We start from the raw sequence: 15,787 nt of genomic DNA, 5'->3' as shown, positions 1-15,787 counted from the left end.
TTAACCAAGGTTGCGCACGATGTGCGGCCCCAGCGTGTTCGCCACCACCAGCGGCAGCCGCTGCCACATGGCAATGAAGGCGCGGAACTTGGGATTGTTCGGGTTGTTCTGCGGAATGCTGTCGCCCTTGTACAGCACGTACTCGTACGACATCGTCACCGGCTCGAAGCCCCAGTTCTTCTTGAAACTGTAAGGCCCGGTGCCGACCTTGCTGCGACCGTAGTCGAACACCTTGCAACCACGCGCGAGTGCGTGGCGCATCAGCTCCCAGTACTTGAAGTCGTTGGCCGCAAGGCCACGCGCCGCCGGCATGTCACCCGCGTAATACGGCAGGATCTCGTCACGGAAGTAAAAGCTCAGCACGCTCGACAGCAGCTGGCCATTGGCATCCGTCACCGTCAGCACGTCGCAGTCCTTGCCGAAGGCCTCACGCAACGCACGGAACCAGCGCTTTGACATGGCCGGCGTGCCATGACGGCGCACATTGTCGGCATAGACAGCAAAGAAGCGATCCACGTCATCGTCAATGGTTGCCACCAGGCCATTCTGCAGACCCTTGCGCACCATGGCGCGCTGCTTGCGCGGAATGGCCAGCATGTTGGCTTCCTCGTCAGGCAGCAATTCTTTGCGGAACATCACGTAGATGTCCTGGCGGGGCCAGTCGGCATGCACCGGCTGCATGTTGCGGTATTCAAGGTGCGACACCCCCAGCTCGCGCGCCAGCGCATCGGCCTTCGCCTCCAGCGCGGCACGGGCTTCTGCGTCATTGCCCGCAATACCGCCATAGACCGCGAAAGGCAGCGAACTCAGTGAGTGTCCGAACAAGGTGCTCTTGATCTCGACCAAGGGCAGGACAGCGACGATCTCGCCGCCGCGCTCGGCGTACAGGTAGTGACAACGGTGGCGCCAGACGTCGCGGATCAGGCGCGCCCAGGCTGAAAGGTGAAAGAACGTAGCCTGTGGACAGGCACGCACGAACTCGTCCCAGCGTGGGCAATCACTGTCTTGCAGGCTGCGGACGTGCAGCCCGGCCGACTCGTTGTGGCTCATGGAGAGAAGACTCAGGCCGCAAGGGCCAAGGCGGGATTGTTGAGGAATACCTCGTCGACGCGGCCCCACTGGAAGTCCGTCAGCAGGCGGCGCAGACGCGCCTCGGTCTTGTCGAGGTTGATGTAGTGACGGAAGCGGGACTTCGCCGGTGCGTCATGCACGCGAGGCTGACCCGGATCCAGCTCCCAGGGATGGAAGTAGAAGATCGCCGACTGGGCGTCCTGCTTGTTCACGCGACGGATCATCCAGCGCGAGGCCGCATAGGGCAGGAAGCGGAAATAGCCGCCGCCGCCCGCTGGCAGGTTGCGGCCCATGAAGCGCGTCGTCGTCACCGGGATCTCGACGATGCCACTCGGATGACGGTAGGTGAAGCGCGGCGAATCCGGCATGCCGTAGTGATCGTGCACGACGGGGTAGACGCTGGAGCTGTACTGGTAACCCGCGGCAGCCAGGCATTCATGTGCCCAGGGGTTCTTGTCGCTGAACGAGAAGCTCGGCGCGCGATAGCCCTTCACCTCGACGCCGCCGATGTCTTCCAGAACGGCCTTGGCGAGCTGCACATCGGCCGCAAAGGCACCACGCGTCTGATCGCTGGCGCGCTCATGACCATAGCCGTGGCTGGCGAGCTCATGACCTTCCATGACGATGAGGCGCACGAGTTTCGGATAGCGCTCGGCAATCCAGCCCAGCGTGAAGAAGGTGGCCTTGACGCCATGCTCGTGCAACACGGCAAGGATCAGGTCCATGTTGCGCTCGATACGGCAGGGAACGGTTTCCCAGCCACTGCGGGGAAACTGCCCTGCCAGCGCGGAGACCTGGAAATAGTCTTCGACGTCGATGGACAGCGCGTTGGTCGGCAACTGGATTCGATTCATGACTGGTCAGCCTCCCTTGGCTGCGCGCTTGTCGGTCTTCAGGGGGGCCACGTTGGACGGTGGCTGCGCGGCGGCCGAAGCTTGCTGCATCAATGTGACAAGCGCTGCGAAAGCATTTTCGAGTTTGGCAACGCGCTCTTCGAGGCGCGAAGCCTGGAAGCCTGCAGCCGCATCGGCCATCAGGCGCAGCAAGCCGGGGTCGCCCAGTACACTCTGCGGGTCGATGCGCCCCAGCCCAGCCAAAGCGTCAGCCGCAACCGCATGCGATGGCAACGGCGCACTGCGGTTGGGCTGCAAGGGTGGCACGGCATGTTGTGCACTCTCGCGCTCCGGCGCCTCTTCGCGGATCTCTCGGATCACTTCGTTGACCTGCGCTTCAGCGAGCACATGGCTTTCAGTCAGAAAGCCTGCCAGCAGCAGCCGGTCGCACAGCGTATTGATCTTGCGCGGCACGCCACCTGTGAAGCTGTGGATCATGGCGAAAGCTGACGGCTCGATGCGCGGATCGCCCGCCCAATTGACGTGCTTGAGACGGTGCTCGATGTATGCCTTTGTTTCGTCGGCATCCATCGGCCCAAGGTGATAAGTTGCAATGACGCGCTGGCGCAGCTGCGACATGTGCGGGCTCTGCATGGTGTCGCGGAACTCCGGCTGACCGACGAGGAAGCTCTGCAGCAGGGCATGGTCTTCGAGCTGGAAGTTAGACAGCATGCGCAGCTCTTCTACCGCGTGCGGCGTCAGGTTCTGCGCTTCGTCGACAATCAGCAGCGCGCGCTTGCCCGAAGCCGTCACCGAGACCAGGAAGGCCTCCAGAGCCAGCAGCACATCAGCCTTCTCAAGACCCTTGGACGGAATACCGAACGAGGCTGCCACGAGGCGAAGGATGTCATCCGCATCAAGCTGCGTGCTGACGAGATGCGCCGCCACCACCTTGGTCTGCTCCAGCTTCTGCAGGAGGCTGCGCACCAAGGTGGTCTTGCCCGCCCCCACCTCGCCGGTGATGACGATGAAGCCCTCGTTCTGGTGCAGGCCATACTCGAGGTAGGCCATGGCACGCCGGTGACCGCGACTACCGTAATAGAAGGCCGGATCGGGATTGAGCTGGAATGGCCGGCCGCTCAGGCCATAAAACGACTCATACATGGCAGCCCCTCGTAACAACCAGAATTCGAATGGATGGATTCATTTGGGCCGCCTCAGAAACGATGACTGAGCGTCGCCGAAATGGCGTTCTCGCGATAGTCGGCACCCGCCCCGCGAGATTGCGTACGGGTAACGCTCAGGACACCCGTCGTGTTCACGCCCAGCCTGTTCGAGAGGGACAAACCCAGTATCGAGACATGGGTCGTCGTCCGCGCGCCGTTGTTGGCGTAACCGCTGGTATCCGTGTAGCCGTAGCGCAGACTCGTCGAGGTGCGGGCCGACAGGTCATGACGCCAATCGACACTCCAGCCGCGTTGCTTGACGCGTGAGAACTGGATGAGATCGTCGGAGGACCCGGTGGCCGAACTCGTCAGGATCTGTTGCGTAAGGGTCTCGCGGTCAGACGTGTAGCCCGACAGGCTGACAAGGTTGCGTTGCCCCTCGATGCGCCAGGCGAGGCGCATGCGCTTGTCTGTGTAGGTCTGGCTGGACAGATAACCCGAGGTATTCGGCAAGAGCGCGGGAATGCCCGCCCCTTGCAAAATCAACAAAGCGTAAGTTTCACGCTCGAAGGGGTCCGTAATGGAGGCCGGCACCAAAGCCAGCGCAGCGGTATAGGCCGCACTGTAGATCGTATCCACGGCAGGGTTTTTCATCAGCCCGTTGCGCGAAGCCGTATTGGAAAACGAATTCACGTCGCGCTCATAACTCCAGTCAAACACCGAACGCCGCCAGCGCTGACTGACACCATACGAGAAACCCCGCCCGAAGAAACGCTTGGTGGTTTGCGCATTCAGTGTGGTGCGCTCGGTGGGCTGCCATTTCAGGCCGGCGCCCCAGTTCCAGGTGTGCTGCCGCTGCCCACCGGAGTAATCGTTGAATTCCTGGCCGCCAAATAGCGTGGCGGTCATTTCCGGCGTTACCGCATAGGTCAGGCTGCCGTTGTAACTGTCACTGCTGGTCGCCTGCGTTGCCTTGGCCGTGGTGCTGTAGTGACGCCCGGAAAACCCCCAACCCAGACGGCCGAAAGCCGCACCATTGGCGATGTCCAGCGTTGCCGTACTGTTCTGTCCGGAGAGCTCGGAGCGTTCGGAATCCACATTCTCGAAGCGATAGCGTGCCGCCACATAGCCCGCGTTACCAAACCGGGTGTACAACACCGGCGACGCCCAGGTGCGCGTCACTTCCGTGCTGTTGGAGGGCGTCGCATAGCTTGCGTCGGGCGCAGAGAACTGAGACACCTGCTGACGATCCCGGCTCACGCCGCCATCGACATCCAGATGATCTTCGACGACCGCGAGGGTGCCGCTCGCGTGGCCACGCAGGGCACTGCGATTGGCCGTGTTGGAGTTGATCCAGTTCTGTACCCGCAGGTCCAGCGAACCGTTCAGGCGGGCGCTTTGTCCGGCGCCACGCAGCCAGGGCGAGATCTCCGTACCCCAGTTCTCCTGCGCGCGTGACGACGGCTGGCGATTGACGTTGTCGGAGTAGGTTTCGCCAAGATCGACGCCCGTCGTGGTGCGCCACTGCGCATGCACGAGCGCCGTCGGCGTCAGCAACATCGCCAGCGCCAGCACTCCGCGTGCAGTACGTCGATGCTCAGTGCTCACGCTCTTGGCTACCGTAACCATAGGGCGAGTAATAGCCGTAATAGCCGCTGGGTCCGATGTCCCGCGTCTTGTTCAGCAGCATCATGCGCAGCGGGCACTGCTCGATGGTTGCGAGGGCCTGGCGCACCATGGACTGGGTCGTGCGCCCTGCTTCGACAACAATGACAACCTGCCCCATGTGATTGGCGAGCACACGGGCTTCCGTGGTCATCAACAACGGCGGCGAGTCGAACACGATGATGCGGTCCGGATACCGGGTAGCCAATTCATCAACCAGTTTGACCATCGCGTCGCTGGCGAGGAACTCCGTCGCGCGTTGGTGCGGCATACCGGCAGGCAGGATGCTCAGTTTCTCGATATTGGTACGCAGCATCACGTCCGGCAAATCAACGGAACGATCCGTCGACAGCAGCACATCCATCAAGCCGGGAGCGGGAGGCAGACCAAGATGGTTGAGCACCGAGGGGCGCGACACGTCGGCATCGACCAGCAGCACAGTCCGGTCAAGCTCCATGGCCATGCTGATGGCAAGATTGATCGAGCTGAAGCTCTTGCCCTCGCCCGGCACCGAGCTGGTCACCATGATGAGATTGCGATGCGCGCCGCTCGTGGCCTCTGCCGCATTGCGCAGCAGTGGACGTTTGATGACACGATATTCCTCAGCGATCATCGAACGCGTGTTGAGCGGACTGACCATACCCATGGCGCCAAGCCGCGCGAGATCGATCGAGATAGTCTTGCTTTGCGCGCTCGCCCGGTTTGCGATGTCCGCATCGACAACGGGCGCAGGCGGGAGCTGAGCCGCCGGGGGAACGGGGGCTGCAACGACAGGCTGCGCAGCGGCTGGCGCTGTGCGAGCCGCTTCGGCCACAGCACCTACATCCGGGGGCGGCGTAACGCCTGCTCGCTTGAGTTGGTCGAGACGTTCGACCGCTTTTTCAATCAGACTCACTCGACGCTCCTAACGGCCCAGCCAGATCATCACGACGGTCAAACCGAGATGTAGCGAAAGCAAAGATGCCGTCGCCCCCATGAACAACCATTTCGAGCGACGCTCGCGCTGCTTGCGATCCGGGCTTGGCGTAACGGACACGGAACCCAGGATGGGCAGCCCTGTCGTTTCGCGCAGCGCACGACTGTCGAAAAACGCCGGGCGCACCTGATCCAGCAGGATGGACAGCGCCAGCCCCACCAGCAAAGCCAGAAACCCCACCACCGGCATCAACATGATGCGGTTTGGTGCGGACGGCTTGCTCGGCACGGATGGCGGATCAATCAGACGAAAGTCCGCCACGCCAGCGACTGACTCCATCTGGGCGGAAATGTTGGCCGACTCACGACGCCCGACCAGCTGGTCATATTCTTTCTTGTGAATTTCGTAGTCACGATTGAGCTGGGCCAGCTCCTGTTCGATCTGCGGCGCCATGCGCATCAGTTCCTGCGCCTGAGTTGAACGCGCCGAATACTCACCGACGCGCGTCTTCAGCTGCGCCACGCGCGCCTCGGCATCCGTCAGCGAAATCTTCAGCTGCTGATAGACCGGGTTGGTCGAATTCACCCCGCTCACCGAAGTTGTCGCCGCCTTTTTTGCCTTGATCTCGTCAGCACGCTGGCGCTCCAGCTCAGCCAGCACACGACGCGTGCCCTGCACATCCGGGTGCTTGTCGGTGTAATTGCGCAGAAGGTCATCCAGTTGCTTCTTCAGGCTGTCGATACGGCTGTCCAGCTCCGGCGTGCTCGGCTTATCGGGCTCACTGCTTGCCCCGCCCGGATGCTCACCGGCCAGTTGCTTCTTGATGGCATCGCGCGAGTTCTCGGCCTCACGCAGTTCCAGCTGTGCCTGACGCAGACGATCACCGATCTCGCGCATCGTGCCGATCGTGTCCTTGGCAGAATCGCCCAGCAAAGCCAGGTTCTTGAGCTTGAATTCCTTCAGGCGGGTTTCTGCCTCGTCCAGTTTGTCAGCGTAATTCTTGATCTGGTCTTCGATGAAGCGACGCGCCGACTCCGTGTCCTTGCGCTTGTCGCCCAGACCAGACTCGATAAAGATCGACACCAGCGACTGCACCGTTCGCTTGGCACGATCAGGCTTCTCGTCCATGTACGAGATCGTGTACAGGTTGTCCTTGCCAACGCTGCTGATCTTCAGCGTCTTGGTCACACGGTCAACCAGCTCCTCGCGCTGGTTCTTGGTCTTTGCATTGAGATCCAGGTCCGCCATGCGGATCAGCTTCTCGACGTTGGGACGACTGATCAGCGTCTTCGACAGCATGGTCACCTGCTGATTCACGTCGTTGGGCACGGTCAGCCCTGCCATCAACGGTGCCAGCACGGATTGCGTGTCTACATAGATCCGTGCCGATGCCTCATATTTGTCTGGCAACAGATACACACCGACAGCACCCGCGATGCCTGCCACCCAGGCCAGCAACATGCCCCACCAGCGGTAACGCCATGCGCCCCGGGCGAAACCCACCAGCTTTCTGATCAACTCATCCATTCAGATCTCTCGCAGTACCAGCGAAGGCATGTAGCCCGGCGGTCAGAACCAGCTCTCAGGAATCACCAGCACATCACCCGGCTTCACTTCGACGTTGGCAGACACATCGCCACGCTTGAGCAAATCCTTCAGACGTACGCGGTACTGCTTGTTGCCTTCTGCCGTACGCAGGATGGTCGCGTTGTTGCCGTCCGCGAACTGCGTCAGGCCACCTACAGCGATCATCACGTCGAGCAAGGTCATGTTCTGGCGATACGACAACACCTGCGGCTTCGATGCCTCACCGACGACGCGGATCTGCTCGCTGTAAGCCCCCACGAAGCTGGTCACGATCACGGTCACGACCGGATCACGGATGTAATTGGACAACTGCTTCTCGATATCGCGAGCCAGCGCCTTGGCGCTCTTGCCACTCGCCTGCAGGTCCTCCACCAGCGGCGTCGTAATGCGACCATCCGGACGCACCGGCACGTTCATCGACAGTTCCGGATTGCGCCAGACAACGATGTTGAGTGAGTCACCAGGCCCGATGACATAGTTGTAATCCGCCGACGAGGCGACGGCCGGAGCCTGCGGCAGCCCGCTGCAACCTGCGACAACCAGAGCCACTGCGATGAGCAGCGCCCCCGGAATGCGCATCAGATTCAATGTGCGAAACATGATCAACCTCCAGCAAGCAATTCAGGATGGAAACGCGATGAAACAGGATCTGCCGCGCGCAGAAGCCCGGCCATCGGGCACCACAGCCAAGGCATGGTACCCAGAGAGCGCCCTCCGAAAGCGGAAAAATGCCACGCTGCAACATAAAGGGCGGTGAGCGCGCATTGTAGCTGCATGTCCCGTGCCAAACGGTGCCCGGATGGGCCACAGCGCCGTGCCGGAACCAGCCTTCCCAATGGCAGCGACCACCCTTTTGTCCGTAAAAACCTCCCCCGTACGTCGAAAACCCCGCCATGGAGGCCAGAACGCCCCTAGCGACTTTCAAAACGCACTGCCACAATCCGGGCACTTACAAAAGCAAGAGAGATCGATATGCAATCTGCCAACACTCTGTCCCGCCTCGGACTGATCCTGGCTTTCGGCGCTGTACTCACTGCCTGTGGGGGAGGCGGTGGCGGTGGTGGCGTCGCCGTAGGCACCGGCGCAGCAGGCTCCACATCCAGCACGGGAGGCGGCGGGGGCTCAGCCGCCAGCAGCTCATCCAGCAGCAGCTCTGTCGCATCCTCCTCGTCCAGTTCGTCGGTGGCCGCCTCTTCAAGCAGTTCAGCCGCAAGTACCTCAAGCTCGGTCGCGAGCAGCACAGCCTCCTCCAGCAGCAGCGTTGCGTCGAGTACGGCATCCAGCAGCTCCTCAAGCAGCCTCGCCTCAAGCTCGGTCGCTTCAAGCACCAGCTCGTCTTTGTCGAGCGCTGCTGCCACGGCCACTCGCCAATGGCTGGCACTTTCGGTTGATGCAGTCGCATCCGGCGGACACACCTGTGCCTTACGTACCGGACTCACCCCGATGTGCTGGGGCCAAGGGGTCGTCGGGCAACTGGGCATTACCACCCCTGCGGACAAGTCTGTCCCTACAGCTGCTGACAACGCACCCACCGGCATAGTGGCCCTCACTGCTGGGCTGGTCCGCACCTGCGCCCTGACCAATAGCGGGAACGTCTGGTGCTGGGGCGTCAGCAATAGCGGTGGCTCCATTGGTAATGGCTCAATCAACACACCCAAAGTCCCGCCGACACAAGTAAGCACCTTGTCTGGTGTCACAGCGCTAGCATCCGCCTCCGGATTCAACTGCGCCGTAGCCGGCGTTGCGGGAGAGGTCTATTGCTGGGGAACAACCCCGCTAGGCAACTACTCAGTGCCCTCGGTCGTCACAGGAGTCAGTAGCGTCACGCGAGTGGCTGCCGGCAGCGGCGGCAGTGGCGGTGGTGGCGTTGTGGGTCACGTGTGCGCCGTCAAGTCGGACTCCACCGTGATCTGCTGGGGCAGCAATTCACTGAACCAGTTGGGCACTGGCAATACAGTCGCCAGTACCCCTCCCGTTCCAGCTGATGGCTCGCCAGCCAGCAGCAGCACTCCTGTTACGGTCAAAATCCAGCCTAGCAAATCAACCACAGCGACACTGAGTGGTGCTGTCGCAGTCAGCGCAGGTCTTTACCATGCCTGCGCCCTGCTCGCCGATGGCAAGATCTACTGCTGGGGCGACAACTCTAGTGGCGCGCTTGGCACGACAACGACATCGCCATGGCCAACTTGGTCAGCGCAGACCGGGGCAACACTCGTAGACGGCATCTCCGGCGCGGTACAACTCAGTAGCGGCAGCACGTTCAACTGCGCCCTGCTGAACGACGGCACGGTGCGTTGCTGGGGCGACAACACATATGGTCAGATCGGCAATGGCACAAAGACCGGGCCAGTCAAAACTCCCTACAACCCCGGACTCAGCAACGTCATTTCGGTCATGGCAGGCAATACCCACGCCTGCGCAATGCTAAGCAGCGGTGACGTGAAGTGCTGGGGAGCCAACGGCTACGGCCAGATTGGCGATAACTCGACCGTGGAAAGGCTGACTCCGACCAGTACGTCCGCAGGTGCTGTGTTTGCTCCCTGACCCTGCGATTCATCGACACACAAACCTCGGCAAAGCCTCTACTCCGTAGAGGCTTTTTTCTTGCTGGTCAGCGCAACAACACTTGAGGGGGTCGACTTTTTTTACACCGCCCTGAGCAACAGACTGTCCGCAGCCGCAAAAATTAGATCAAACCATTGATTTTGCATGGATTTAAAACACTGGCACACATCTAGCTTCTAGTCGTCCAGCTGATCCGGAAACGGGTCGCCAGAATCCCAAAGTCAAATCAACCAGGAGCAATTCGATGAAGACCACTCTGAAACTGCTCGGCGCCGCAGCTGTTACCGCAATGAGCTTCAATGCCAACGCCGTGCTCGTGATCGACTCTTTCACGACCCCCCAAGGCAACACCCCCGCAACAGCAATCTACGATAGCGTCTCGGACTTCACCGCCGTCAGCAACGAAGTCGCAGCCGCGGAAGCACTCGGCGGGTACCGCGAGCTCATCATCGACAAGACCGGTGGCGATCCTGATACCAACGCCACGATCAAGGTTGCTGCCGGCAAGCTGCAATACGGCAACGAACCCGGCGTGACGAGCGTCGGCACCGTTCGCTGGGACGGCGGTCTGGGCGCTTCCAGCCTCGGCGGCCTTGACCTGACCAGCTACGGCAACACATTCATCGTGAACGTGACCTTCCTGGATCTGGCCAGCGGCTTCGACATCACCCTGAAGGCTTACACCGGCGCAGCCGTGTCGTCCTACACCTTCCACGGTGACGCCATTGGTCAATACGGCGTGAATTTCAGCAACCTGCTGGGCGCCGCTGACCTGACCTCGATCACCGCTCTGGAGATGGTCATCACCGGCAGCGCCGGTCTGGACCTGTCGGTTGATAGCGCCGACATCCCTGAACCCGCATCGCTGGCTCTGGTTGGTCTGAGCCTGCTGGGTCTGGGTGCTCTGCGCCGTCGTCAAGCCTGATCTAGGTTTCGACCCAAACAAAAAAGGACCTTCGGGTCCTTTTTTGTTTTTGTAGCACCGGTTGCAGCAACTCAGCCAGCCGGTCCGGCTGGGGTTCAACCCGCGCCAGTACGCCAGACAGTTCGCGATCCAACCGTGCTGGTTGAAGCAGCGGTATGCATATCGATGTTGGTAATCTGGGCCTTTTCACTCAGCTCCAGCAGCGGGATGCCGAGATGGAATTCGGCCTCCATCATCTCCAGCAAAGGCATCAGGGTCTGGGTCAGTTCGCGCAGACGCTTGCGCGCCTCGTCACCGCTGCCTGTGCGAATCTGGGTCAGGGCGTGGTCGACGCTGACGGCCAGACGACTGAAGCGCCCGACGTTTTCGGTCGTAACCTCACCAGACTCCGACACCACGCGGTTACCACCCAATTTGCGGCCGTCAGCGACGCGAGCCGCAGCCGTCTGCAACAGATGCTCCAGCGACACGGAGGCGTCACCATGCGCGCTTGCCAGGCCGACGGTCAGACTCACGCGGATGCGATGCTCCTTGTAAGTCATGACGATGGTTTCGATCGCCCGGCGCAGCCGCAAGGCAAAGGCACCGCAGGCGTCGAGATCGGCTGAGGGTGAGATCACCGCGAACTGACCTTCGGCCAGATGAGCAATCGTATCTTCCTTACGGACCTTGGCTGACAGCAGCTTGGAAAGCTTGCGGTGAACCAGTTGGCCGACGCTGTGACCGTAGGTTTCGCACAGGCGATCATAGTGATCGACCTCTATGACCATCACACTGACATCACCACGATTGCGGCGCACGAGTTGCTCGCGACTTTGCTCAAGTTCGCGGCGGGTCTGAGCCAATTTGGCCAAGGCTTCGAGACGCGCCAGCAGCTCAACGCGCGGCGTGCCTTTGGTAATGAAGTCAGTGGCGCCCAGTTCCTGAGCGCGCATGCGGGCTTCGTTCTCGTCTTCGCCCGAAATGATCAGCACGGGCAGGCTATTCACCCGTGCCAGACGAGAACCACGAATCCTTTGCAGCAGGCCAAAACCATCGAGGCGTGGCATGCCGATATCCGAAATCACGACTTCGATAGTCGGGTCGAGCAGCAGCGATTGCCAGCCGGCTTCGCCATCGACCTCTTCACGGACGTCGAACTTGTCGCGGATCTGCTTGATGAGCGACGCGCGAACCATGCGCGAGTCGTCCACGATGAGGATGCGCGGCAACTGTGCGGCCACTTCGGTCATTGCTTGTCCTCTCCTGCAGGCATTTTCAAGACGCCTCTACTTCAGTGACTGATCCGCACTACTACCCGCCCATGTCCCTGTCCGGCCAACAGCCGGTCAAAGATCCGTGGCAGGTTTTCAAACGGTTCTTCCAGCGCAATCGTATCCAAGCACCGGGGGCGCAGATCCGCCGCCAGACGCGACCAGGCGCGTTCCCGGACAGCAAAGCCAGCATAACCTGAGTCTATCCCCATCAACGATACGCCACGTAACACGAAAGGCATGACCGTAGTATGAAGATCCGTTCCCCCAGCCAGACCGATGCTGGCAATTACACCACCCGGTTTGCTGCTGCTGATGATCCAGCTCAGAACCTCGCCACCGAGATTGTCGATGGCGCCTGCCCAGAGCCCTTTGTCGAGCGGGCGTATTTCCCTGGGCAGTTCGCTGCGCAGCATGACACGAGATGCCCCAAGTCTGCACAACCATTCGCTCTGCTCCGGCTTGCCGGTCAGCGCGACAACCTCGTATCCACGACCCGCAAGCATGTCGATAGCGAGAGAGCCGACGCCCCCCGTGGCACCTGAAACCAGCACGGGACCATTCTCGGGTTTGAGTCCGTTGTCCTCCATGCGGTTGATGGCCATGGCAGCGGTCAGCCCGGCGGTACCAAGCGCCATGCTCTGGAAATCGCTCAGCCCCGCAGGCAAGGGCATGACCCAGCCTCCCGGCACAAGGGCATATTCAGAATAGCCGCCGTGGTGAGCGACCCCCAGGTCGTAACTGGTGGCAAGCACCCGATCGCCGGGGCGGAAGCGCGGGGCAGCGCTGCTGACCACTTCACCGGCCAGATCGATGCCACCAACGCAGGGGAAACGTTTGATGATGCGGCCCTGGCCTGTCGCGGCAAGGGCGTCCTTGTAATTGACACTTGAGCAGGTAACGCGAATCAGCACGTCGCCAGCATCCAGTCTGGTTTCGTCGAGTTCAACGAAGCGACCTCTGACGGCTGCACCGTCCTGCTCCACGAGAAACGCCTTGAATGACTTCACTCCGACTCCGGCTCGAATTCCGAGGTTGCGCAGGATTATAGACATACCCTTTCGGGCAAGAATCAGGTTTTCGGACTTGCGGCGCCGCAACCCAGAACCTGAAGTGCTGTTCTGGCAACAGTCAGGGCCTGCCAGGTGACGACGCGCTGCTGTGCAGGGGCTTCACCGCAATCCAGATCAGGCGGGGCTCAAGCTCAAGGCTAATTGGGCCGTAGAAGAGATTGTCGTGTCCGGACATTGCCGCACCATGATCGAAGCTCCGCTTCAAAGTATCGACAGCTACATCGCCTACTTTAGTCAGACCGAATTACCGGTGCTGCGCAAAACCGTGCGCGCCTTATCGGAGCTTGCGGCGAACGAAGACAGCGTGAGCGGCCGTCAGGTGGCAGCTGTCGTGCTGCAGGATCCACTGATGACCCTGCGCGTGCTTGTCCATATCGAAGCGACGCGGCGCAGCGCACAGAATCACGACATCACGACCATCGAGCGGGCCATCATGATGCTGGGCATCACCCCGTTCTTTCGCAAGTTTTCCAACCTGCCTTGCGTCGAAGACAAGCTTCAGGCTCATCCCCAGGCTCTGCTGGGTGTCATCAAAGTCATCAATCGCGCGCGTAACGCATCGCACTGGGCACGTGACTGGGCCATCATCCGTCACGATCTGGATGTCGACGAGGTCACCGTCGGCGCCTTGCTGCACGACGCGGCCGAAGTCTTGTGCTGGAGCTTTGCCCCGGCCCTGATGCTGCGCATCAAAGCGGAACAGAAACGTACGCCGGGATTACGTAGCGCCAAAGCACAACAAGCTGTCCTCGGCGTCACCATGCACGACCTTCAGCTGGCCCTCGTCAAGGCCTGGAGACTGCCTGAGCTACTGATTACCCTGATGGACGACGACCACGCCAACAACCCCCGTGTGCGCAACGTCGTGCTGGCCAACAACCTTGCCCGCCATTCAGCGAATGGCTGGAACGATCCGGCCCTGCCCGACGACTTCACCGCCATCGGTGACCTGATCCACATGGGCCACGAACAGTTGCTGCACCGCCTCGACGTGCCAAAGGATGCGCTGACGGTACGCCCTGTTACGTCGCCTCCTGCGCCGCAACAACAAGCAGCCGCGTCCCCCGCTCCTGACTTCATCCCGCTGCCCGATCCCCGCACCTGACCCGCCGCGCTCGTGATTGGCCTTACACTTCATCGCAAGTCGGTCAGGTGGCAGCTCCGCCACACACCGTTCACCGCACACTTTTGCTGGAGCATCGTGATGAGTACTCGTGCAGCCGTGTTTCTTGGCGTCATTGTCCTGGTCGTGCTGTATGGCGTCTTTGTCTACAACGCGCTGGTCCAGCTCAAGCACGCAGTGGCCAAGGCCTGGGCCAACATCGACGTATTGCTCAAGCAACGCCACGACGAACTGCCCAAGCTCGTCGAGGTCTGCCGTCAGTACCGCGACTTCGAAGCTGCAACGCTGGAGCGCGTGATTGCTGCGCGCAACCAGGTGCAAGCCGCCAGCAGCAAGCAGGACATCGGCGCACTGGGAGAAGCCGAGGGCGCGCTGCGCGCCGGCCTCGGACGTCTGTTCGCGGTGGCGGAGGCCTACCCGGACCTCAAGGCCAATGAAAACTTCCTTCAACTGCAAGCGCGCATCACCACGCTGGAAAACGGCATCGCGGACCGGCGTGAGCTCTATAACGAGTCGGTGAACATTTTCAACGTGCGCATCGAACAGTTCCCTGACCTGGTCATTGCGCGCATCTTCGGCTTTCAGAGCGCCGGTCTGCTGGAGTTCGCCAGCCACGAAAAGAGCGACGTAGACATCGCAGCCCTGTTCAAGGGCTGATCTCTCGCCCCGCCACGCTGCACGTGCTCACGATTCGCCTTGCGCCGGGCAACCGCCTGCGCTTCCATGCCTTGTTGCTGTGTTTCCAGATCGCCTGCATCGCGCTGGCTGGCTGGAAGCCCGCTGGCGCATCGGCCTGGCTGGCAGCACTGGCGCTGGGTCTATCGAGCGCCATTGGCTGGCTGCGTGCCCTTTACATACTGAGACAGATCGGTGACACGCCTGTCTCGCGCGTTGCCAGCGCCGCACAAGGCTTTGTAGCCCTGCGCGGACAAGGTCGCCCTTTAAGCGGCCTGCCCTTGCTGTCGCCCTACAACGGCTTGCCCGTGCTCTGGTATCGCGTGCTTATCGAAGAGCGCCGCGATGACAACTGGCATGAAGTATCCGACGAAGAAAGCGAGGCCTGCTTCCTGCTGGAAGATGACACTGGAACCTGTGCCATCGACCCGGCCGGGGCCGAACTCCATCCTGCACATCGGGACTGCGAAATCCGCGGCGACCAGCGCGTCACGCAATGGTGCCTGCTGGATCGCGAAACCCTGTTCGTCCTCGGCGACTTCCGGACCCTGCACGGCGAGAGCCTGACGCGCAGCGAACGCGAAGCCGTGCGCGACATCCTCGCCGACTGGAAGCTGGACCGCCCTGAACTTCTGCGACGCTTCGACACCAATGGTGACGGCGAACTGTGCGAGACAGAATGGGAGCAGGCCCGCGCAGCGGCCCAGCAAGAAGCACGACGTGAGCGCATCGAAGCGGATCAGGCCGCCAGTGTGCACGTCGTGCGCAAGCCAACAGGCTCCCGCCCGTATATCGTCTCCGCCGTCAAACCCTGGCGCCTCAATTTTCCCCACAGAGCCTGGTGCGGTCTGCACACGGCCCTGTTCCTGCTGGCCTGTGCAGGCCTCGCCGCTCTCGCCCGGACCGGCTTTATCAACCGGGGGCTGTTCTGAAGG

General features: G+C 61.3%; 15 protein-coding genes and 1 pseudogene. 6 read left to right on the top strand and 10 right to left on the bottom strand.

What is annotated here, in order from left to right; all coding sequences use genetic code 11:
• The 8 genes from ABEA02_RS04360 to ABEA02_RS04325 form a co-directional block, all read right to left on the bottom strand.
• Positions 1 to 1,050, bottom strand: a complete 1,050-nt coding sequence (locus ABEA02_RS04360; protein WP_345531629.1) for a FemAB family XrtA/PEP-CTERM system-associated protein — start codon at positions 1,048 to 1,050, stop codon at positions 1 to 3.
• Positions 1,051 to 1,061: 11 nt separating this feature from the next.
• A complete protein-coding gene (locus tag ABEA02_RS04355) occupies positions 1,062 to 1,925 on the bottom strand; it encodes an XrtA system polysaccharide deacetylase (RefSeq protein WP_345531628.1) in 864 nt (287 codons plus the stop codon).
• A gap of 6 nt (positions 1,926 to 1,931) precedes the next feature.
• A complete protein-coding gene (locus tag ABEA02_RS04350) occupies positions 1,932 to 3,068 on the bottom strand; it encodes an XrtA/PEP-CTERM system-associated ATPase (protein WP_345531627.1) in 1,137 nt (378 codons plus the stop codon).
• Between the two features lie 53 nt (positions 3,069 to 3,121).
• Complete coding sequence (locus ABEA02_RS04345; RefSeq protein ID WP_345531626.1) at positions 3,122 to 4,678, bottom strand: TIGR03016 family PEP-CTERM system-associated outer membrane protein; 1,557 nt, start codon at positions 4,676 to 4,678, stop codon at positions 3,122 to 3,124.
• Complete coding sequence (locus tag ABEA02_RS04340; protein WP_345531625.1) at positions 4,668 to 5,630, bottom strand: XrtA-associated tyrosine autokinase; 963 nt, start codon at positions 5,628 to 5,630, stop codon at positions 4,668 to 4,670. Before ABEA02_RS04340 ends, ABEA02_RS04345 begins: the two co-directional genes overlap by 11 nt.
• Positions 5,631 to 5,639: 9 nt before the next feature.
• Entirely contained in the window at positions 5,640 to 7,178 is a 1,539-nt protein-coding gene (locus ABEA02_RS04335) for an XrtA system polysaccharide chain length determinant (RefSeq protein WP_345531624.1), read from the bottom strand.
• Positions 7,179 to 7,220: 42 nt separating this feature from the next.
• Positions 7,221 to 7,838, bottom strand: coding sequence for an XrtA/PEP-CTERM system exopolysaccharide export protein (locus ABEA02_RS04330; protein ID WP_345531623.1), 618 nt, complete (start codon positions 7,836 to 7,838; stop codon positions 7,221 to 7,223).
• A 311-nt stretch (positions 7,839 to 8,149) separates the two neighbouring features.
• Entirely contained in the window at positions 8,150 to 8,596 is a 447-nt protein-coding gene (locus ABEA02_RS04325) for a hypothetical protein (RefSeq protein WP_345531622.1), read from the bottom strand.
• 85 nt (positions 8,597 to 8,681) lie between these two features.
• On the opposite strand from ABEA02_RS04325, the pseudogene ABEA02_RS20150 reads away from it, so the two are divergent.
• The 3 genes and pseudogenes from ABEA02_RS20150 to ABEA02_RS04315 all read left to right on the top strand — a co-directional run.
• A pseudogene (locus tag ABEA02_RS20150) lies at positions 8,682 to 8,849 on the top strand (hypothetical protein); the annotation flags it as partial.
• A gap of 180 nt (positions 8,850 to 9,029) precedes the next feature.
• Positions 9,030 to 9,782, top strand: coding sequence for an RCC1 domain-containing protein (locus ABEA02_RS04320; protein ID WP_345531621.1), 753 nt, complete (start codon positions 9,030 to 9,032; stop codon positions 9,780 to 9,782).
• A 265-nt stretch (positions 9,783 to 10,047) separates the two neighbouring features.
• Positions 10,048 to 10,728, top strand: a complete 681-nt coding sequence (locus ABEA02_RS04315) for a PEP-CTERM sorting domain-containing protein (RefSeq protein WP_345531620.1) — start codon at positions 10,048 to 10,050, stop codon at positions 10,726 to 10,728.
• A 95-nt stretch (positions 10,729 to 10,823) separates the two neighbouring features.
• Here ABEA02_RS04315 and ABEA02_RS04310 read toward each other — a convergent pair whose 3' ends face one another.
• Positions 10,824 to 11,960: a diguanylate cyclase gene (locus ABEA02_RS04310; RefSeq protein ID WP_345531619.1), complete on the bottom strand. Its 1,137-nt coding sequence runs from the start codon at positions 11,958 to 11,960 to the stop codon at positions 10,824 to 10,826.
• 41 nt (positions 11,961 to 12,001) lie between these two features.
• Positions 12,002 to 12,991 (bottom strand): oxidoreductase, encoded by a 990-nt coding sequence (locus ABEA02_RS04305; RefSeq protein WP_345531618.1) that lies wholly within the window; start codon positions 12,989 to 12,991, stop codon positions 12,002 to 12,004.
• A 247-nt stretch (positions 12,992 to 13,238) separates the two neighbouring features.
• Between ABEA02_RS04305 and ABEA02_RS04300 the strand changes: the two genes are divergently transcribed.
• From ABEA02_RS04300 to ABEA02_RS04290, 3 genes are all read left to right on the top strand, one after another.
• Positions 13,239 to 14,159 carry an HDOD domain-containing protein gene (locus tag ABEA02_RS04300; protein WP_345531617.1) on the top strand — a complete coding sequence of 307 codons (921 nt, stop codon included), beginning with the start codon at positions 13,239 to 13,241 and terminating at the stop codon, positions 14,157 to 14,159.
• 99 nt (positions 14,160 to 14,258) lie between these two features.
• A complete protein-coding gene (locus ABEA02_RS04295) occupies positions 14,259 to 14,834 on the top strand; it encodes a LemA family protein (protein WP_345531616.1) in 576 nt (191 codons plus the stop codon).
• Between the two features lie 23 nt (positions 14,835 to 14,857).
• Complete coding sequence (locus ABEA02_RS04290; RefSeq protein ID WP_345531615.1) at positions 14,858 to 15,784, top strand: hypothetical protein; 927 nt, start codon at positions 14,858 to 14,860, stop codon at positions 15,782 to 15,784.
• The last annotated feature ends 3 nt before the right edge of the window (positions 15,785 to 15,787 follow it).

The sequence above is a fragment of the Viridibacterium curvum genome (assembly GCF_039544165.1).
In the GTDB taxonomy this organism is placed as follows: domain Bacteria; phylum Pseudomonadota; class Gammaproteobacteria; order Burkholderiales; family Rhodocyclaceae; genus Viridibacterium; species Viridibacterium curvum.
Note: the sequence above shows the minus strand (reverse complement) of the source record. Positions and strands in the feature narration are given on the sequence as shown.

Bases quoted from the DNA above. Each gene is read 5' to 3' on its own strand.
- ABEA02_RS04360 (WP_345531629.1), bottom strand. From the start codon at position 1,050: ATGAGCCACAACGAGTCGGCCGGGCTGCACGTCCGCAGCCTGCAAGAC.
- ABEA02_RS04355 (WP_345531628.1), bottom strand. From the start codon at position 1,925: ATGAATCGAATCCAGTTGCCGACCAACGCGCTGTCCATCGACGTCGAA.
- ABEA02_RS04350 (WP_345531627.1), bottom strand. From the start codon at position 3,068: ATGTATGAGTCGTTTTATGGCCTGAGCGGCCGGCCATTCCAGCTCAAT.
- ABEA02_RS04335 (WP_345531624.1), bottom strand. From the start codon at position 7,178: ATGGATGAGTTGATCAGAAAGCTGGTGGGTTTCGCCCGGGGCGCATGG.
- ABEA02_RS04330 (WP_345531623.1), bottom strand. From the start codon at position 7,838: ATGTTTCGCACATTGAATCTGATGCGCATTCCGGGGGCGCTGCTCATC.
- ABEA02_RS04315 (WP_345531620.1), top strand. From the start codon at position 10,048: ATGAAGACCACTCTGAAACTGCTCGGCGCCGCAGCTGTTACCGCAATG.
- ABEA02_RS04310 (WP_345531619.1), bottom strand. From the start codon at position 11,960: ATGACCGAAGTGGCCGCACAGTTGCCGCGCATCCTCATCGTGGACGAC.
- ABEA02_RS04300 (WP_345531617.1), top strand. From the start codon at position 13,239: ATGATCGAAGCTCCGCTTCAAAGTATCGACAGCTACATCGCCTACTTT.
- ABEA02_RS04295 (WP_345531616.1), top strand. From the start codon at position 14,259: ATGAGTACTCGTGCAGCCGTGTTTCTTGGCGTCATTGTCCTGGTCGTG.